A 16,532-nucleotide genomic window follows, 5' to 3' on the forward strand; every position below is an offset into this window, starting at 1 on the left:
ATTTTCAGGATTTTCTAGATTTTTACTGTAAATACACTTGACTATTCACAAAATAGGTGTATAATGTGTTGTGAACTACTTAACAAATAAAGATTTCCAGCTCATGTCGACTAAGGATGGAAATCTTGTGTATAGACAGTTCAGTAGATATATAATAGAGCGTTGCGTCCGAAAGTCTATCCAGACACGGCTCTTTAAAAACAAAAGGAGAAGATTATGAAAACAGAACCGATTCATCGTACTAGTATGTGGAAATTTAAGTTAAGTGCTGCCACCATGACTTTGATTCCCGCTGCCGTGGGGATTAACTATGTTGCCAAAGCATTGGCGGAGGGGTTAAAGTTGCCCGTTTGGCTGGGGTCTTTGGGAACCTTTCTTACCAGCATGTTGGCTGGGCCGGTTGCCGGTGCCATTAGTGGTTTCATCAACAACGTGATCTATGGGCTGACCTTATCGCCAATTTCAACCGTGTATGCGATTACCAGCATCGGAATTGGGATTGCTGTAGGAGTTTTGCACGCCAATGGGTGGTTCTCGTCAGCGCGACGAGTATTTGTTTCTGCTATTATTATTGCCATCGTTTCAGCTGTCATTTCAACGCCACTCAACGTCATCTTTTGGGGTGGTCAGACCGGTATCGCTTGGGGTGACTCATTGTTTGCGGTAATGGTCGCCAATCATGCACCAGTGTGGCTGGCCTCATTTATAGATGAGTTTGTCTTGGATATTTTGGATAAAGTCTGCGTGGCCTACCTGGCATTCTTCATCTATCGTCAGCTGCCGAAGCGGATGGTGCACTTCTTTAGCGATGATAAATGATGACTGATAAAACATTGATTTCTGGAGCGCCACGGGTCAAGCTCAAGTGGTACCAGGTGATCGATCCGATTACTAAGCTCTTGTTCATCTTGAACATGACGTTGTTGAGCTTTGCCAGTATGAATTTATTGCTTCAGGCCGGATTAATTCTTGTCGCAACACTGCTATTGTTATTTTCCAAATTGAGTTCTACCACCTTTAAGGCGCTGGGATTCAGCCTGTTTCTGATTTGCACCATGCTGATCATCCAAGGGTTATTTTACAGTCGGAATCAAACTGTGCTGTTTTCTGTGTTTGGGGTGTCGTTCTACAAAGAAGGCCTGATTTACGCCACCACTCTGGGTTGTCGAGTATTGGTGATTATTTTGACCAGTGGCTTTTTTATGGTGACCACGAGTATTTCAGAAAACGCGGCCTATTTGGAACTGTCCGGATTGTCTTATAAAACCGTCTACGTTCTGATGTCGGTGTGTTATATTTTGCCGGAAATGATGCGCAATATGCGGAAAATCCAGCAGGCACAAAAAGTTCGCGGAACCAATCCGCAAAAAACGTTGATTCAGAAATTAAAGTCAGTCCTGCCGGTTCTAATTCCATTGGTGATTAAGACCTTGGATCAATCGATGACGCGGTCGATTTCTCTCCAACTGAGAGGTTTTGATAATCTCAACCGGACTGTCAGAACCTCCCAGCGCGTGTATCGCCTGTCGCGGACGCTGCACATTGGTCTGACTGGATTGGCAATTTTATTGATTGGGTGGAAGATATGGACGAAGATAAACGGATTGTAATTGAAAATTTGACCACCCGTTATCCGGGTACTGAGCAACCACAACTGCGTCAGATTAACGCGGAGGTTCATACCGGCCAGGTGGTTGGGATTATCGGGAATAGCCACTCCGGCAAATCGACTTTGTGCCGTGTGCTGGCAGGGGTCATTCCCAAAATTGTGTCTGCTGAGATTGAGGGCGATTGGCACATGTTTGGCCAGCGAGTGTCTGACAATTGGCCTGTTTATAATGCCATGAATGGAGTTGTACTGCAAAATCCAGCTGGCCAACTAAGCGGGTTGGCAGACACGGTTGCCGATGAAATCGCCTTTGACTTGATTAATCAGGGAATGGCTGAAGGACTGATTCAAAAACGGGTTGAAGAAGTTGCCACGCAAATGGGGCTGATTGAACAGCTGAATTTGCGTCCCGAGAGCCTTTCCGGTGGTCAGATTCAGCGGTTGGCAATTGCCACGGCGATTGTGGCTAATCCGGCTGTTTTGATTATGGATGATCCGACCAGTGAGATGGATCCCCTTGGCCGCCGGCAATTTTTCCAATGGCTGGCCCAAGTCAAAGAGACGACTGTCTTCATTGTCACCAGTGAAATTGACGATTTGTGCGAAGTCGCCGACGTTGTGTGGGTGCTGCACGAGGGTCAAATGGTAGCCCAGGGCAGGCCGGGTGAGGTGTTTAATCATTTGGCAGCTGACTGGCAGATTCCAGCCCCGACAATCCAGCAACTTGCTCAAAAAATGGATTGGCACTTGGCTGATGGCCGGTATCCGGTGAATTACGCTGATTTGAAGGAGGTTCGTTATGTCCACAATTGAACTGAGCCACCTGACGTTCACTTATCCGGAACGGTCCTTTAGCTTGGATGTTGAAGACAAACACTTCGCCGATCCGATGGTGGCGATTGTCGGCCAAAATGGTGCCGGCAAATCAACGCTCTTCAAATTGTTGACGGGTTTGCTGACACCACAAACCGGTGTGATTAAGATCGATGGAGAAAATTTTAATGATCTTAAACCAGTCGAAAAGTTACTGAAGGTTGGGATTACTTTTCAGAATCCTGACGATCAGCTTTTCAACCCGACCGTTCAACGAGAGGTGGAGTGGAATGTCGCGCAGGTCATGGATGACCACGACACGATTACGAGGCGGGCTTTAGCGGCTCTAAAAAGAGTTGGCTTGGATGATAAAACAGCTGAAAGTCCATATGACCTGTCATTGTCGGAACGCAAGCTGTTGAGCGTTGCCACAGTTTTGGCAGTGGATCCGGCGATTTATTTATTTGATGAGCCGATGATGTCGCTTGATTGGGAAAGCCGGCGCAAGTTGACCGCAATTTTCCATCAGTTGGCTGATTCGGGCCACCAAGTTGTGACCATCACCCATGACATGGATTGGGTCGCCGCCGAGTTTGAGTCGGTGTATGTTATGGAACACGGGAAGTTTAGCTTCGCCGGCAGTCCACGGGAATTGTTCAGCAATCACGAACTTGTCCAGCGAGTGGGATTACTACCACCGCGGATTATGGACATAGCGGAGTCGCTGGGTGATTCACAGACATATTTATCGGTTAATGATTATTGCCAGAAAAATCGAGATGTATAGAAAAAGTCACCTCTGCGGGTTTTCCAGGTTGAAGGATTAACTTCAGCTTCTGGCAAGAACTCACATGGGTGACTTTTGTGTTTAATAACGTTTCATGATCATCGGGTGCTTCCTCAGGTCACTCGGTTTGATTTTACTTTGTTTCATGGTCATAATCATATACCATTTCTTTTGGATTTTTTGTTTGACTAATACAAAATAGGTCTTCATAGGTCTTCGCATTTTTAGCGCCCATTAGGATCATCAGTATAATTTTCTGAATTAGGAGACTGTCCCATCACTATTCGAACTTCGTCTCCCAACTTACGCTGTTCCCATTCATCCGTGAATCCTTTAAATCGCAATTCTGGAACTTTCTTTTTAACTGAATCATCTATTTTCGCCATAGTCCCCACCATTTTATTGGTTTTTCTTGTTTTTCTATCCTTTTTTGATCTTTGATTTGTTCCTGTAAATTTTCCAACTTCTCTTTAAGAGCGTTCACTTCATCTTTATATTGATTGTCTAAGTGTTTGAATTCTGTTTCCTGTGAGGGCATTTTGAGGGCTTTTAAGTTATCATTTTCCGCCTTGTATTCTTCTAGCAACTTTTTATCTTGCAAGGCTAATCGTTGTTACTGGTCTAACAAATTAGTTAATTTTTCTATTTGTTGGTCTTTGGTATTTGATTTGCTACTACTTTCTACTTTACCTAAAATTATTTTTTCTGCTTTAGAATTTATTAGATTAGACCCATTGGAACTTTTAAGCTGTAATTCTTTTGGTAACCTTTGGTAGTGATATTGAATATTTTGTTTTGTAACACTCAACTCATCCGCCAGCTCTTTGATCGTTTTTAAGTCTTCACTCATGGTTTAAGTCCTGCCTTTTAACCGTTGGTAGATATTGTTCAATGGCTTTTTTGAGGTAGCGTGCGATATTATGCTTAGAATATTCTTCACGTCTGCTGGCAACATAAGACAAGTGGTCTTTAACACTATTTAGCCCTCTTAATTCTTTCAGTTCGTCATAGAGGGGGTAAACATGGACTTGCAATTCTGCCATGATTTTTGTATCTTGCATTTCAAACGGACTTAGCAACATATTTTCTAGCAATAGCGTGGTGTACTTGCTTTTCATTGCTTCAATAGCTAGCTTATCTTCGGTTTCTGCTTTGCGTGCTTTATCTTCTTGATAGGCGGTATCTTCTAACTTATAGCTGTTATCGTCTGCTCGACGTTTCTTTCGTAACCAGATATCCAATGTTAAACCGTCCGCATCAATCGCTCGATAGAGATAATGCCAACGCCCCTTAATTTTGATATAGGTTTCATCCATTTTCCACGAATAGAAGGACTGTTTATTTTTCTTTTTCCAGAGATGATAGAGGATTTTACTGTATTCTTGAACCCACCGATAAATCGTAGTGTGACAAACATTTATTCCACGGTCATAAAGCAATTCCTGAACTTCACGATAGCTCAGATTGTAACGTAGGTAATAACCAACAGCGACAATGATGACGTCTTGTTGGAATTGTTTGCCTTTAAAATGATTCATCTCTCAAGCCTTACTAACCTTTTTTCTGCTCTTTGAGAAGCTGAAGGTCGTGCTAGTAACTACCTATTTGGTTTGATTAATTCCATCATTTATCTGGTGCTTGCCCTTCAAAAAGGCTTCTATGGTGAGGTTTTAACAACTCTCTATTTTACAATTATGCAGCCAATTGGTCTCTTGGTTTGGATTTATCAAGCCCAGTTTAAGAAAGAACAACAAGAGTTTGTCGCACGTAAACTAGACGGCAAGGGTTGGACAAAGTATCTTTCTATTAGTGTTATTTGGTGGTTGGCCTTTGGGTTCATTTATCAGTCTATCGGAGCCAATCGTCCTTATCGCGATTCCATCACCGATGCGACCAATGGGGTTGGGCAAATCCTCATGACAGCTGTTTACCGTGAACAATGGATATTCTGGGCAGCTACCAATGTCTTTTCAATCTATCTCTAGTGGGGAGAAAGCCTGCAAATCCAAGGGAAATACCTAATTTATCTCATCAATAGTCTAGTTGGGTGGTATCAGTGGAGCAAGGCAGCAAAAAGCTCTTAAAAAAGTAAAAAAGGATCAGATGATCCTTTTTTGTGTTAGAGCAAAATGAATAATACCGTAATGATAATAGCGGTCGTTATACGAACGATGTGGTGCGAGATATGTTGTTTTTCTTTCTGTTGGCCGTTCCAGTAGGCTCCATAGCAGACGATACTCGAGCCCACAATCCATAGAAGAATGGTCGCAACTGGGACGAAGTAAAAGATGGCTAGAGCCAGAGAAGTGAGGCAACTGCCGACCAAGATGCACTTATTTCCTAGACTGTAGTTCTTTTGTTTCATGGCTGAAAAAGCAGCAGCAAGGTGAAGCAATGAGAAGGCGAGAGCTAGTACAATTGTTAGTATTCCTAGAATCATCGAAGTTAACATAGTTGGTTCCTTTCTGAGTTACAGGCTTAGTTATCAAGTGGAGTTGTAGAGGTCATCTCCATTACATCAAGGTAAAATCTCACCACTTGCTCTTCGGTATAAGATTTTCCTTTTTTTAGCCACCAAGTTAGAGTCTCGATAAAGTTCGTCACAACAAAATGCTGGAGGTAGGAGGCTGGAATGTTTGGGTAGGCCTCTTGCAAGTCACCCGCCACCATGGGATAAACGTGGTGTTCGAGTTCCTTGTGTAGTTGGCGGAGGAAGTAGTCGTTTTTGGAAAAAAGGAGACTGGTGACATGGTCCTGGTTTTTCTGAAAATGTAAAAAGATATGCGCGAGGTAGTCCTCGGTAGTAAAGTGTCCTTCCCTTTCAAAGAGATGATGAAAGAGGTAGCGACAGAGCTCATCTAAAAGGAGTTCCTTACTTTCGTAATGACAGTAAAAAGTAGAACGTCCAACATCTGCTAGGTCAATGATATCCTGAACAGTAGTGGCATCATAGCCCTTATCGTTCAAAAGTTGTAAAAAAGCTTGATAGATGGCTTTTTTCGTCTTGCTGACTCGACGGTCTCTTTTTGGCATATAGACACTTGAGACAAACTGTTCAGAACTGAACAGGACTGACAGTTTGCTTCTATCCTTTCTTTGGATTTTATTAGATAATACAAATGAAAGAAGTATGTATATACCCATTATACCAAAGGAGGGAGAGAAATGAGTCCTAAAACATCTATCTGGTTAGCTTTTTTCTTAAATTTAAGCTATGCGATTGTTGAGTTTATCGCAGGAGGAATCTTTGGTTCGAGTGCAGTTCTTGCTGATTCTGTTCATGACTTGGGAGATGCTCTAGCCATTGGTATCTCAGCCCTTTTAGAAACAATCTCAAACCGTGAGGAAGATAGGCAGTACACCTTGGGTTACAAACGTTTTAGTCTTTTAGGGGCCATGCTAACGGCTGTGATTCTTATGATAGGGTCTGTCCTAGTGATTTTGGAAAATATCACGAAGATTGCTCATCCGCAACCCGTTAATGAGAAAGGTATCCTCTGGCTGGGAATCATTGCAGTAGCTATCAATGTGCTAGCAAGTCTGGTAGTTCGTAAAGGAAAGACAAAGAACGAGTCAATTCTTAGCTTGCATTTTTTGGAAGACACTCTTGGTTGGTTGGCTGTCATCCTAATGGCGATTATCCTCCGATTTACAGATTGGTATATCCTCGATCCGCTTTTATCGCTGGTTATTTCTATCTTTATTCTGTCGAAAGCCATTCCTCGCTTTTGGAGCGCACTGAAGATTTTCCTAGATGCTGTGCCAGAAGAAGTAGAGACAGGGGATTTGGAGAAGGATTTGGAGGCTCTGATCAATGTCAAAAGTGTCAATCAACTTAGCATTTGGTCCATGGACGGTCTAGAGAATAATGCTATTGTCCACATTTGTATCAAGGACTGGGAACAGATGATGGAAACCAAAGAAGTGGTGCGTCAATGTTTAGAAGAAAGAGGCGTGCAGAATATCACTATTGAAGTAGATATCAGTCAAAGCAATCATGCGCAACATAGGCGGAGGGTGAGAGAGTTAGAGCAGAAGCAGGGGCATCATTAGTAAAAAGTAAAGAATGATTAAGCCCCTATGTTATTTGAAATAGAGTATTTTCTTTCCTGTTTAAATATCTTAAAAGTTTGATCCTATAAGGCTCTGTATAAACTTTACTTAGTTGTTTGGTAATTAAAAAAATTTTTCTATTAGATGCAAAATGTTTGACTTGGAGTCAACTCAAAGTTGTATAATAAGATGAATGAGTTATAGTTGCTTAAATTCAGTGAAGGAAATGAAAGGAGGCTAGTATATGAATATTAAATCTGCCAGCGACTTATTGGGAATTTCAGCGGATACGATTCGGTATTATGAGCGAGTTGGTCTTGTGCCACCGATTACTCGAACCGCGACTGGAATTCGTGACTTTCAAGATCAGGATATAGAAGCTCTGGAATTTATTAAGTGTTTTCGTTCGGCGGGTGTCTCTGTAGACAGTTTAGTTGACTATATGTCGCTTTACCAAAAGGGGGATGAAACGAGAGAGGAAAGGCTTGGTATTTTAGAAGACGAAAAGAAAAAATTAGAGAAGCGCTTGTCTCATTTACAGACGGCTTTAAATCGCTTAAATCACAAAATTAAACTTTACAAGGAAGGAAAATTTTAAATGAAATCAGCAGTATATACAAAGGCAGGTCAGGTTGGTCTTGCTAGTATTGAACGTCCGCAAATAATAGAAGCGGATGATGTGATTATTCGTGTAGTTCGTGCGTGCGTTTGTGGTTCAGATTTATGGAGGTACCGTAATCCAGAAACGAAAGCTGGACACAAAAATAGTGGACACGAAGCGATTGGGATTGTCGAAGAAACTGGGGAAGCCATTATGACGGTGAAACCAGGTGATTTTGTCATTGTCCCTTTTACCCATGGCTGTGGGGAGTGTGATGCCTGTCTTGCTGGCTTTGACGGTTCTTGCGACAATCATGTTGGTAATAACTTGGGAGGCGATTTTCAGGCGGAATATATTCGTTTTCACTATGCAAACTGGGCGCTGGTTAAAATCCCTGGACAACCTTCTGACTACACAGAAGGTATGCTCAAGTCACTTTTGACACTGGCTGATGTCATGCCGACCGGTTACCATGCAGCGCGTGTTGCTAATGTTCAAAAAGGGGATAAGGTTGTCGTTATCGGGGATGGGGCTGTTGGCCAATGTGCTGTTATTTCAGCTAAGATGCGTGGAGCGTCGCAGATTGTCCTTATGAGTCGTCATGAAGATCGCCAAAAGATGGCCTTGGAATCAGGTGCGACAGCTGTTGTGGCTGAACGTGGCGAAGAGGGAATTGCCAAAGTCCGTGAAATCCTTGGTGGTGGAGCAGATGCAGCCCTTGAATGTGTTGGGACTGAAGCAGCCGTAGATCAAGCCCTTGGGGTTCTTCACAATGGTGGACGTTTAGGATTCGTTGGTGTTCCTCATTACAATAACTGTGCGCTCGGTTCTACATTTGCCCAAAATATTTCAGTGGCAGGTGGAGCAGCCTCAGTTACTACTTATGACAAACAAGTTTTGTTAAAAGCGGTTCTTGATGGAGACATCAATCCAGGTCGCGTCTTTACTTCAAGTTATAAACTGGAAGATATCGACCAGGCTTATAAAGATATGGATGAACGCAAGACCATTAAGTCTATGATTGTGATGGATTAACAATGAAAATCCTAATGGAGAATTGAGACTCTCTATTAGGATTTTTTGCGTTGGTATATTTGTTGAGTTATGGCAGCGTACTTTCTCTCAAAGTCAGTCTGGTTCCCAGCATAGTCAGGCTAGGAATTTTCCGACCATGGAGAACTTCCTTATTAAGAATATCCATACCTGCTCGGCCCATTTCCTCGGTATAGACAGTGATACTGGAGAGGGGAGGATAGACCTGCTTGGTCAGGCTAGTGTCGTTAAAAGAAATGAGACTGACGCGGTCTGGTAGGCTAATTCCAGCTTCTTGAAGGGCACGAAGGGCGCCGATGGCTAAACTATCGCTGGCAGCGAAAAAGGCTGGTGGGAGTTGTTCTCCTAGCTTGTGAATGGCCTCCTTCATCAAGTCATAGCCAGACTGGGCAGTAAAGCTCCCCTGAAAGACCAGTTCTTCATGGTAGATACCATTTGCTTGGGTAATGTCTTTGAAATTCTCTAGCCGCTTATCCTGGATAATTTCTTCCTGGTCGGTTGTTTCCTCAAGGCCTGTGAGAATTCCAATACGGTTCATCCCTTGGCTGAGGAAATGGTCTACAACTTGTTTCACAGCAGTGTAAAAGTCAGTGATAATACAGGTATGACCTAATGAGAGGGTATCGCTGTCTATAAAGACTAAAGGTTTTTGGTATTCTTCAAAGGCAGCAATCTGAGCTCGGCTGAACTTTCCGATGCAGAGAATGCCGATCACTTCCTCGCTTAATGTAAAAGGATGGTCGTTAAAATAGCGCAAGATATCATAGTCCAACTCTTGGGCTCTTTTTTCAATACCGAGACGAATCTGGTAGTAGTAGAGGTCGTCCAACTCCCCTTGTTCGCTGACCCATTGGATAATGGCAATCTTTTGCTTGGGCTTGTGGGATTCGCCTGTCTTGAGATGCTTGGTGTAGCCCAGCTCTTCAGCGACAGTTAAAATACGGTGTCTGGTTTCTTCTGTAACAGATAGACTCTGGTCGCGATTGAGGACACGAGATACGGTCGCGATAGAGACAGAGGCTAGCTGTGCGATGTCTTTTAAGGTAGCCATAAATCCTCCTCCTTTTAGGTTAGTATATCATATTTTTCTGCTTTTTACTGATAGTTTAGTAAAAGTTTAGTAAAAAGGATTGACCTTGGCAACTCCCTTGGATACAATAGAAGAAAACGATTACACGTTAAGGTGACTTAACGACAGTCAAAGGAGAATTTATATGACACAAGATCTTACTACTGAAGCCCTTCGCAAAGACTTTCTTGCCGTTTTTGGTCAAGAAGCAGACCAAACTTTCTTTTCACCAGGTCGTATCAATTTGATTGGTGAACACACAGACTACAACGGTGGGCACGTTTTTCCAGCTGCTATTTCCTTGGGAACTTATGGGGCGGCTCGCAAGCGTGACGATCAAGTTTTGCGTTTCTACTCAGCCAACTTTGAGGACAAGGGCATTATCGAAGTGCCTCTTGCTGACCTCAAATTTGAAAAAGAGCATAACTGGACCAATTATCCAAAAGGTGTCCTTCATTTCTTGCAAGAAGCTGGACATGTCATTGACAAAGGTTTTGATTTTTATGTCTTTGGGAATATCCCAAATGGTGCTGGCTTGTCTTCATCAGCATCCTTGGAACTCTTGACAGGGGTTGTGGCAGAGCATCTCTTTGATTTAAAACTAGACCGTTTGGATTTGGTTAAAATTGGAAAACAAACAGAAAACAACTTTATCGGAGTCAACTCTGGTATCATGGACCAGTTTGCTATCGGTATGGGTGCAGACCAACGTGCTATTTACCTAGATACCAACACTCTAGAATACGACTTGGTGCCACTTGATTTAAAAGACAATGTCGTTGTTATCATGAACACCAACAAACGCCGTGAACTAGCGGACTCTAAATACAATGAGCGCCGTGCCGAGTGTGAAAAAGCTGTGGAAGAATTGCAAGTTGCCTTGGATATTCAGACCTTGGGTGAATTGGATGAGTGGGCCTTTGACCAATACAGCTACCTGATTAAAGACGAAAATCGTTTGAAACGAGCTCGCCATGCTGTGCTTGAAAACCAACGTACCCTTAAAGCTCAAGCAGCCCTTCAAGCAGGTGATTTGGAAACATTTGGTCGCTTGATGAATGCGTCACACGTTTCTCTTGAGTATGATTATGAAGTAACTGGCTTGGAATTGGATACCCTTGTCCACACAGCTTGGGATCAAGAAGGTGTTCTCGGTGCTCGTATGACAGGAGCAGGTTTTGGTGGCTGTGCCATTGCTTTGGTGCAAAAAGATGCTGTTGAGGCCTTTAAAGCAGCTGTTGGCAAGCACTATGAGGAAGTAGTTGGATACGCTCCAAGCTTCTATATCGCTGAAGTTGCAGGTGGCACTCGCGTCCTTGATTAGTCAAAAGGAGGCTCTATAGTGACCTTAGTAGATAAATTTATAACACATATCATTTCTGAAAGTTCATTTGAGGAAATGGATCGAATCTACTTGACCAATCGTGTTTTGGTTCGAGTGGGAGAAGGTGCTTTGGAAGTTGAGACTGATCTGGATGAGTTGATTGACCTCAAGGACCAGCTGGTCGAGGAGGCGGTTCGATTAGAGACGATTGAGGATAGTCAGACTGCACGTGAAATCCTAGGTGCTGAACTGATGGACTTGGTAACCCCTTGTCCAAGTCAGGTCAATCGTGATTTCTGGGCAACTTATGCCCAATCTCCTGAGCAGGCGATAGGGGATTTTTACCAGCTCAGCCAGAAAAACGACTACATCAAGCTCAAGGCCATTGCTAAAAATATTGCTTATCGTGTAGCATCTGACTACGGAGAACTTGAGATTACCATCAACCTCTCTAAGCCTGAAAAGGATCCAAAGGAGATTGCGGCAGCCAAGTTGGTGCAAGCTAGCAATTATCCCCAGTGTCAGCTCTGTCTAGAGAACGAAGGCTACCATGGTCGGGTTAACCATCCAGCTCGCAGCAATCACCGCATTATCCGTTTTGAAATGGCGGGTCAGGAGTGGGGCTTCCAGTATTCGCCCTATGCTTATTTTAATGAGCACTGTATTTTCTTAGACGGCCAGCATCGTCCCATGGCCATTAGTCGTCAGAGTTTTGAGCGCCTGCTAGCTATCGTAGAGCAGTTTCCAGGCTATTTTGCGGGCTCTAATGCCGACTTGCCAATCGTGGGGGGCTCTATTCTCACCCATGACCACTATCAGGGAGGTCGTCACGTATTTCCTATGGAATTGGCTCCTTTGCAAAAGACTTTTTGTTTTGCTGGTTTTGAGCAGGTCAAGGCTGGGATTGTCAAGTGGCCAATGTCAGTGCTACGTTTGACTTCGGATTCTAAAGAGGATTTGATCAACTTGGCTGATAAGATATTGCAGGAATGGCGACAGTATTCAGATCCAAGTGTGCAAGTATTGGCAGAAAGTAATGGAACACCACACCATACCATTACACCGATTGCCCGTAAACGAGATGGACAGTTTGAGTTGGACTTGGTCTTGCGTGACAATCAGACATCGCCAGAGCATCCGGATGGTATCTATCATCCCCACAAGGATGTCCAACATATCAAGAAGGAAAATATCGGCTTGATTGAGGTCATGGGCTTGGCTATCTTACCACCTCGTTTGAAAGCAGAAGTGGAGCAAGTTGCAAGCTATCTTGTAGGAGATGATGAAGCAGTTGCAGACTATCATCAGGAATGGGCAGACCAGCTCAAAGCCCAACATCCGGACCTAGCAGATAAAGAAAAAGCCCTTGAAATCGTCAAGGACTCTGTGGGTGCTATCTTTGCACGTGTTCTGGAGGACGCGGGGGTTTACAAGCAGACGGAACAAGGACAGGTAGCCTTTATGCGCTTTGTAGAGCAGATTGGAATTTTGCCAGACTAGGAGCTTTCTCCTTGCACAGTCCTATAAAAAGTAGTATCATAGTGTCGTTTGAACTATCAGGAGGAAACGATGAAAGATTTTCATTTTGACGCTATATCTGCCTTTGAAAATTACGAGATAGAAAAAATGAGAGATGGTCATGTTGTGGTGACGACAAAAGTAGTGGACTCGTCGCTCAACTACTATGGCAATGCCCATGGTGGCTATCTCTTCACCCTTTGTGACCAGATTAGTGGTTTGGTGGTTATCTCGCTAGGGCTTGATGGAGTGACACTCCAGTCCTCTATCAACTACCTCAAAGCAGGAAAGCTAGATGATGTGCTGACCATTAAAGGAGAATGTGTCCATCAAGGTCGCACAACCTGTGTCGTGGATGTCGATATCACCAATCAAGAAGGCAGAAATGTCTGCAAGGCAACCTTTACCATGTTTATCACAGGTCAGCGGTCTGAAGACAGACAGGTAAGGATATAGAGATAGATGAGTAGGACAAATATAGCCTACTCATTTTTAATTTATAAGAGTAGTAAAATACCAAGCTAATGGTTATGTTTCTGTGGTATAATACTAAGTATGAATATTGAACAAACGAAAAAAGTTATTCTACAACCATTCACTAAATGGACAGGCGGTAAACGACAATTATTACCTATCATAAAAGAACTTATGCCTGAAATGTATAATGATTATTATGAACCTTTTATTGGAGGGGGGGCATTATTTTTTGATATAGCTCCTGAAAGGGCTGTTATTAATGATTATAATTCTGAGTTAACCAACTGTTACCAACAAATCAGGGATAATCCTCAGGAGTTAATTGATTTATTGAAGTATCATCAGGAAAATAATTCAAAAGATTATTACTTACAATTGCGATCAGCTGATCGTGATGATAGAATAAACAATATGTCCAATGTCCAAAGAGCTGCTCGAATTCTATATATGCTAAAAGTTGATTTTAATGGCTTATATCGAGTGAATTCTAAAAATCAATTCAATGTGCCATACGGTAGCTATAAGAATCCTAAAATTGTTGATGAAGAGCTAATATTTGCTATTTCAGATTATCTAAATAACAATCTAATAGAAATTAGAACGGGCGATTTTGAGGATGCACTCTTAGATGTTCAAGAAGGAGATTTTATTTATTTCGATCCTCCGTATATACCATTATCTGATACAAGTGCTTTTACATCGTATACTCATGAAGGTTTTTCTTATGATGACCAAGTTAGATTAAGAGATACATTTAGGAGACTAAGCAATGCAGGTGCTTATGTTATGCTGTCAAATTCATCGAGTCATTTAGTAGAGGAATTATACCGAGATTTTAATATCCATTATGTAGAGGCTACAAGAACAAATGGGGCTAAGTCTTCAAGTCGAGGAAAAATTTCTGAAATTATAGTTACAAATTATGAAAATTAACGAATATAAGTATGGGGGTGTTTTAATGACAAAACCATACTATAATAAAGACAAAATGATTCTTGTTCATGCAGATACGTTTAAATTATTATCAAAAATGAAACCAGAGAGTATGGATATGATCTTTGCTGACCCACCATATTTTTTAAGTAATGGTGGAATATCTAATTCAGGGGGACAAGTTGTTTCCGTTGATAAAGGAGATTGGGATAAGATTTCTTCCTTTGAGGAAAAGCACGAATTCAATCGTAAATGGATTCGTTTAGCAAAAGAAGTTTTGAAGCCGAATGGGACTATTTGGATTTCAGGAAGTTTGCATAATATTTACTCAGTTGGAATGGCATTAGAGCAAGAAGGTTTTAAAATTTTGAATAACATTACTTGGCAGAAAACAAACCCTGCACCTAATTTATCCTGTCGTTATTTCACTCATTCTACTGAAACTATTTTATGGGCAAGAAAAAATGATAAAAAAGCTCGTCATTATTACAATTATGATTTGATGAAAGAGCTAAATGATGGTAAGCAAATGAAAGATGTTTGGACAGGTGCTTTGACGAAAAAAGCTGAGAAATGGGCTGGGAAGCATCCAACACAAAAGCCAGAGTATCTATTAGAACGTATTATTTTAGCTTCTACGAAAAAAGGTGATTATATTTTAGATCCATTTGTTGGTAGTGGCACTACGGGCGTTGTTGCGAAGCGATTAGGTAGAAGATTTATAGGTATTGATGCTGAAAAAGAATATCTGGAAATAGCTAAAAAAAGATTGGAGGAGGAAAACTATGGCAAGAAAACCAAATAAACATGGAGGAGGGGCAAAAACGACCATTCATGGTTTGAAATTTGAAAGAGATACTGACTTTTCGGAATTAGTAGACTCCCTTCCTGGCTATAAAGTTAAAGAAATAGATTTTAAAGATAGAAAAGCGACAAAAGGTTTTGAAGTTTTTAGAATTGGGGAAGAAGAACTCATCGGTAAGATTATGCCTCAATATAGATTTTATGATTTTTTGAAAGAATTGGGAATTGATAATACCAATTCTAAACAATGGAAACCAGATGAAGTATTTATAAATTTTGAAAATCATACAGTTTATATAGTTGAGAAAAAATGGCAGGAAAGTGAAGGAAGTGTCGATGAAAAACTACTGGGATTCGGAAATAAACGACGTATTTATCAACGTTTGTTAGATAGTGTGCAAGAGGGTGAGCCATTTTCCGTGCAATTTATATTTGTTGGAAATAAAAGTTTCTTTGGTCAAGATAAATATCGAGATACTTTTGAAATGTTACGTGGGGATGGTATTAAAATAATGCTTGATGAATACGACATGTCATTTTTTGGATTATTTTAATTAGCAAGAAAGGAAAACATGAATTTTAATACTTACATTTCTTTATCATCAGAAGATAGATTACAAAATTTTTTAAATACGCTCTCAATAACAAATCGTACTCCCGAGTATTATGTAAACTGGGAGAAAGTTGAACGTGAGACTAAGAAGTACGAGTTAGAGTTGAATACATTAAACTACTTAATTGGTAAGGATGATATCTATTTAGAAGCACTACACTTGTTCACTAAACAACCTAATTTGTTAAAAGCAATTCCTAGCTTGATTGCAAGTCGTGATAAAGTTTTAGATGTTTTAACAATAGATGAAAACGATAATATGTCTTTTGAGCAATTGGATTTCAAAACGATAGACACTAGTAGAATAGATGATTACATGAAATTTATTGAGCAATCTGGTTTATTAAATTTTTTACAACAACATGCTAATCGTTCATTAGTTGATTATGTTTATGGAGTAGAGACTGGATTAGATAGCAATGCACGAAAAAACCGAAGTGGAACAACCATGGAGGGGATTTTAGAGAGACATGTAGCAAAAATTTCTCAGGAGCAAAAATTGGAATGGAAATCTCAAGCTACAGCCCAATTTATTAAGGATAAGTGGGGAATTAAAGTACCTGTTGATAAGTCTGAGAGAAGATTTGATGTTGCAGTTTATTCCCGAGAAAAACATAAGGTTTGGCTGATTGAAACGAATTACTATGGAGGAGGAGGAAGTAAATTAAAAGCGGTGGCTGGAGAATTTACTGAACTTAGTCAATTTGTTATTTCCTCAGATGACGATGTTGAATTTGTTTGGGTTACTGATGGTCAAGGATGGAAAACAGCGCACTTACCACTAGCAGAAGCATTTAGTCACATTATGAATGTATTTAATTTAGAGATGTTAAGAGAAGGATTTTTAGCGGATTTATTTTTACTATAATTATTCATTA

21 protein-coding genes and 1 pseudogene are annotated in these 16,532 nt (G+C 41.3%); 15 read left to right on the forward strand and 7 right to left on the reverse strand.

The window, feature by feature from the left end; genetic code table 11:
- The first annotated feature begins 216 nt into the window (after window positions 1–216).
- The 4 genes from O3622_RS08015 to O3622_RS08030 are packed head-to-tail and all read left to right on the forward strand — an operon-like array spanning window position 217 to window position 3,209.
- Window positions 217–819: a hypothetical protein gene (locus tag O3622_RS08015; protein WP_000846126.1), complete on the forward strand. Its 603-nt coding sequence runs from the start codon at window positions 217–219 to the stop codon at window positions 817–819.
- A complete protein-coding gene (locus tag O3622_RS08020) occupies window positions 819–1,610 on the forward strand; it encodes an energy-coupling factor transporter transmembrane component T (protein WP_000130449.1) in 792 nt (263 codons plus the stop codon). The genes O3622_RS08015 and O3622_RS08020 overlap by 1 nt, the downstream gene beginning before the upstream one ends.
- Window positions 1,586–2,422: an ABC transporter ATP-binding protein gene (locus O3622_RS08025; protein ID WP_000343048.1), complete on the forward strand. Its 837-nt coding sequence runs from the start codon at window positions 1,586–1,588 to the stop codon at window positions 2,420–2,422. The genes O3622_RS08020 and O3622_RS08025 overlap by 25 nt, the downstream gene beginning before the upstream one ends.
- A complete protein-coding gene (locus O3622_RS08030; RefSeq protein WP_000103851.1) occupies window positions 2,409–3,209 on the forward strand; it encodes an energy-coupling factor ABC transporter ATP-binding protein in 801 nt (266 codons plus the stop codon). Before O3622_RS08025 ends, O3622_RS08030 begins: the two co-directional genes overlap by 14 nt.
- A 224-nt stretch (window positions 3,210–3,433) precedes the next feature.
- On the opposite strand, the gene O3622_RS08035 is transcribed toward O3622_RS08030, so the two are convergent.
- From O3622_RS08035 to O3622_RS08050, 4 genes are read right to left on the reverse strand one after another with little or no spacing between them, the layout of a single operon-like run.
- On the reverse strand, window positions 3,434–3,595 hold the full coding sequence (locus tag O3622_RS08035) for a hypothetical protein (protein ID WP_001062367.1): 162 nt from the start codon (window positions 3,593–3,595) through the stop codon (window positions 3,434–3,436).
- A complete protein-coding gene (locus O3622_RS08040; protein ID WP_001152922.1) occupies window positions 3,583–3,810 on the reverse strand; it encodes a hypothetical protein in 228 nt (75 codons plus the stop codon). Before O3622_RS08040 ends, O3622_RS08035 begins: the two co-directional genes overlap by 13 nt.
- A gap of 12 nt (window positions 3,811–3,822) precedes the next feature.
- A complete protein-coding gene (locus O3622_RS08045) occupies window positions 3,823–4,059 on the reverse strand; it encodes a hypothetical protein (RefSeq protein ID WP_001287839.1) in 237 nt (78 codons plus the stop codon).
- Entirely contained in the window at window positions 4,052–4,747 is a 696-nt protein-coding gene (locus O3622_RS08050; RefSeq protein WP_371607304.1) for an IS6 family transposase, read from the reverse strand. Before O3622_RS08050 ends, O3622_RS08045 begins: the two co-directional genes overlap by 8 nt.
- Window positions 4,748–4,786: 39 nt before the next feature.
- On the opposite strand from O3622_RS08050, the pseudogene pnuC reads away from it, so the two are divergent.
- Window positions 4,787–5,293, forward strand: a pseudogene (pnuC, locus tag O3622_RS08055) (nicotinamide riboside transporter PnuC); the annotation flags it as partial.
- 35 nt (window positions 5,294–5,328) lie between these two features.
- On the opposite strand, the gene O3622_RS08060 reads toward pnuC, so the two are convergent.
- Complete coding sequence (locus O3622_RS08060; protein WP_000958143.1) at window positions 5,329–5,661, reverse strand: hypothetical protein; 333 nt, start codon at window positions 5,659–5,661, stop codon at window positions 5,329–5,331.
- 26 nt (window positions 5,662–5,687) lie between these two features.
- Window positions 5,688–6,242 carry a TetR/AcrR family transcriptional regulator gene (locus O3622_RS08065; RefSeq protein ID WP_001126072.1) on the reverse strand — a complete coding sequence of 185 codons (555 nt, stop codon included), beginning with the start codon at window positions 6,240–6,242 and terminating at the stop codon, window positions 5,688–5,690.
- A gap of 132 nt (window positions 6,243–6,374) precedes the next feature.
- Between O3622_RS08065 and O3622_RS08070 the strand changes: the two genes are divergently transcribed.
- From O3622_RS08070 to O3622_RS08080, 3 genes are all read left to right on the forward strand, one after another.
- Window positions 6,375–7,262 carry a cation diffusion facilitator family transporter gene (locus O3622_RS08070; protein WP_371607305.1) on the forward strand — a complete coding sequence of 296 codons (888 nt, stop codon included), beginning with the start codon at window positions 6,375–6,377 and terminating at the stop codon, window positions 7,260–7,262.
- Window positions 7,263–7,506: 244 nt separating this feature from the next.
- Window positions 7,507–7,860 carry a stress response transcriptional regulator NmlR gene (gene nmlR / locus O3622_RS08075; protein ID WP_001022627.1) on the forward strand — a complete coding sequence of 118 codons (354 nt, stop codon included), beginning with the start codon at window positions 7,507–7,509 and terminating at the stop codon, window positions 7,858–7,860.
- Complete coding sequence (locus O3622_RS08080) at window positions 7,861–8,898, forward strand: zinc-binding dehydrogenase (RefSeq protein WP_000833743.1); 1,038 nt, start codon at window positions 7,861–7,863, stop codon at window positions 8,896–8,898.
- A 67-nt stretch (window positions 8,899–8,965) separates the two neighbouring features.
- Here the strand turns inward: O3622_RS08080 and galR are convergent, their stop codons facing one another.
- The gene (gene galR, locus O3622_RS08085; protein ID WP_371607306.1) at window positions 8,966–9,967 is read right to left on the reverse strand and encodes a DNA-binding transcriptional regulator GalR; all 1,002 of its coding nucleotides are present in this window, start codon (window positions 9,965–9,967) and stop codon (window positions 8,966–8,968) included.
- A 163-nt stretch (window positions 9,968–10,130) separates the two neighbouring features.
- Between galR and O3622_RS08090 the strand changes: the two genes are divergently transcribed.
- From O3622_RS08090 to O3622_RS08120, 7 genes are all read left to right on the forward strand, one after another.
- The gene (locus tag O3622_RS08090; protein WP_000189885.1) at window positions 10,131–11,309 is read left to right on the forward strand and encodes a galactokinase; all 1,179 of its coding nucleotides are present in this window, start codon (window positions 10,131–10,133) and stop codon (window positions 11,307–11,309) included.
- A gap of 18 nt (window positions 11,310–11,327) precedes the next feature.
- The gene (locus O3622_RS08095; protein ID WP_049478416.1) at window positions 11,328–12,809 is read left to right on the forward strand and encodes a UDP-glucose--hexose-1-phosphate uridylyltransferase; all 1,482 of its coding nucleotides are present in this window, start codon (window positions 11,328–11,330) and stop codon (window positions 12,807–12,809) included.
- 69 nt (window positions 12,810–12,878) lie between these two features.
- Window positions 12,879–13,283 (forward strand): PaaI family thioesterase, encoded by a 405-nt coding sequence (locus O3622_RS08100; protein WP_000651197.1) that lies wholly within the window; start codon window positions 12,879–12,881, stop codon window positions 13,281–13,283.
- Between the two features lie 99 nt (window positions 13,284–13,382).
- Entirely contained in the window at window positions 13,383–14,237 is an 855-nt protein-coding gene (locus O3622_RS08105; RefSeq protein WP_371607307.1) for a DNA adenine methylase, read from the forward strand.
- Window positions 14,227–15,042 (forward strand): site-specific DNA-methyltransferase, encoded by an 816-nt coding sequence (locus tag O3622_RS08110; RefSeq protein ID WP_247917119.1) that lies wholly within the window; start codon window positions 14,227–14,229, stop codon window positions 15,040–15,042. Before O3622_RS08105 ends, O3622_RS08110 begins: the two co-directional genes overlap by 11 nt.
- On the forward strand, window positions 15,023–15,595 hold the full coding sequence (locus tag O3622_RS08115; RefSeq protein WP_247917118.1) for a PD-(D/E)XK nuclease superfamily protein: 573 nt from the start codon (window positions 15,023–15,025) through the stop codon (window positions 15,593–15,595). Before O3622_RS08110 ends, O3622_RS08115 begins: the two co-directional genes overlap by 20 nt.
- 18 nt (window positions 15,596–15,613) lie before the next feature.
- Window positions 15,614–16,522, forward strand: a complete 909-nt coding sequence (locus O3622_RS08120) for a type II restriction endonuclease (RefSeq protein WP_371607308.1) — start codon at window positions 15,614–15,616, stop codon at window positions 16,520–16,522.
- The last annotated feature ends 10 nt before the right edge of the window (window positions 16,523–16,532 follow it).

Source organism: Streptococcus sp. 27098_8_51, from assembly GCF_041432205.1.
GTDB lineage: Bacteria > Bacillota > Bacilli > Lactobacillales > Streptococcaceae > Streptococcus.

Excerpts from the sequence above, each read along its gene's own strand:
- O3622_RS08015 (WP_000846126.1), top strand. The coding sequence starts at position 217 with ATGAAAACAGAACCGATTCATCGTACTAGTATGTGGAAATTTAAGTTA.
- O3622_RS08020 (WP_000130449.1), top strand. The coding sequence starts at position 819 with ATGACTGATAAAACATTGATTTCTGGAGCGCCACGGGTCAAGCTCAAG.
- O3622_RS08025 (WP_000343048.1), top strand. The coding sequence starts at position 1,586 with ATGGACGAAGATAAACGGATTGTAATTGAAAATTTGACCACCCGTTAT.
- O3622_RS08030 (WP_000103851.1), top strand. The coding sequence starts at position 2,409 with ATGTCCACAATTGAACTGAGCCACCTGACGTTCACTTATCCGGAACGG.
- O3622_RS08035 (WP_001062367.1), bottom strand. The coding sequence starts at position 3,595 with ATGGCGAAAATAGATGATTCAGTTAAAAAGAAAGTTCCAGAATTGCGA.
- O3622_RS08045 (WP_001287839.1), bottom strand. The coding sequence starts at position 4,059 with ATGAGTGAAGACTTAAAAACGATCAAAGAGCTGGCGGATGAGTTGAGT.
- O3622_RS08050 (WP_371607304.1), bottom strand. The coding sequence starts at position 4,747 with ATGAATCATTTTAAAGGCAAACAATTCCAACAAGACGTCATCATTGTC.
- O3622_RS08060 (WP_000958143.1), bottom strand. The coding sequence starts at position 5,661 with ATGTTAACTTCGATGATTCTAGGAATACTAACAATTGTACTAGCTCTC.
- O3622_RS08065 (WP_001126072.1), bottom strand. The coding sequence starts at position 6,242 with ATGCCAAAAAGAGACCGTCGAGTCAGCAAGACGAAAAAAGCCATCTAT.
- O3622_RS08070 (WP_371607305.1), top strand. The coding sequence starts at position 6,375 with ATGAGTCCTAAAACATCTATCTGGTTAGCTTTTTTCTTAAATTTAAGC.
- nmlR (WP_001022627.1), top strand. The coding sequence starts at position 7,507 with ATGAATATTAAATCTGCCAGCGACTTATTGGGAATTTCAGCGGATACG.
- O3622_RS08080 (WP_000833743.1), top strand. The coding sequence starts at position 7,861 with ATGAAATCAGCAGTATATACAAAGGCAGGTCAGGTTGGTCTTGCTAGT.
- galR (WP_371607306.1), bottom strand. The coding sequence starts at position 9,967 with ATGGCTACCTTAAAAGACATCGCACAGCTAGCCTCTGTCTCTATCGCG.
- O3622_RS08090 (WP_000189885.1), top strand. The coding sequence starts at position 10,131 with ATGACACAAGATCTTACTACTGAAGCCCTTCGCAAAGACTTTCTTGCC.
- O3622_RS08100 (WP_000651197.1), top strand. The coding sequence starts at position 12,879 with ATGAAAGATTTTCATTTTGACGCTATATCTGCCTTTGAAAATTACGAG.
- O3622_RS08105 (WP_371607307.1), top strand. The coding sequence starts at position 13,383 with ATGAATATTGAACAAACGAAAAAAGTTATTCTACAACCATTCACTAAA.
- O3622_RS08110 (WP_247917119.1), top strand. The coding sequence starts at position 14,227 with ATGAAAATTAACGAATATAAGTATGGGGGTGTTTTAATGACAAAACCA.
- O3622_RS08115 (WP_247917118.1), top strand. The coding sequence starts at position 15,023 with ATGGCAAGAAAACCAAATAAACATGGAGGAGGGGCAAAAACGACCATT.
- O3622_RS08120 (WP_371607308.1), top strand. The coding sequence starts at position 15,614 with ATGAATTTTAATACTTACATTTCTTTATCATCAGAAGATAGATTACAA.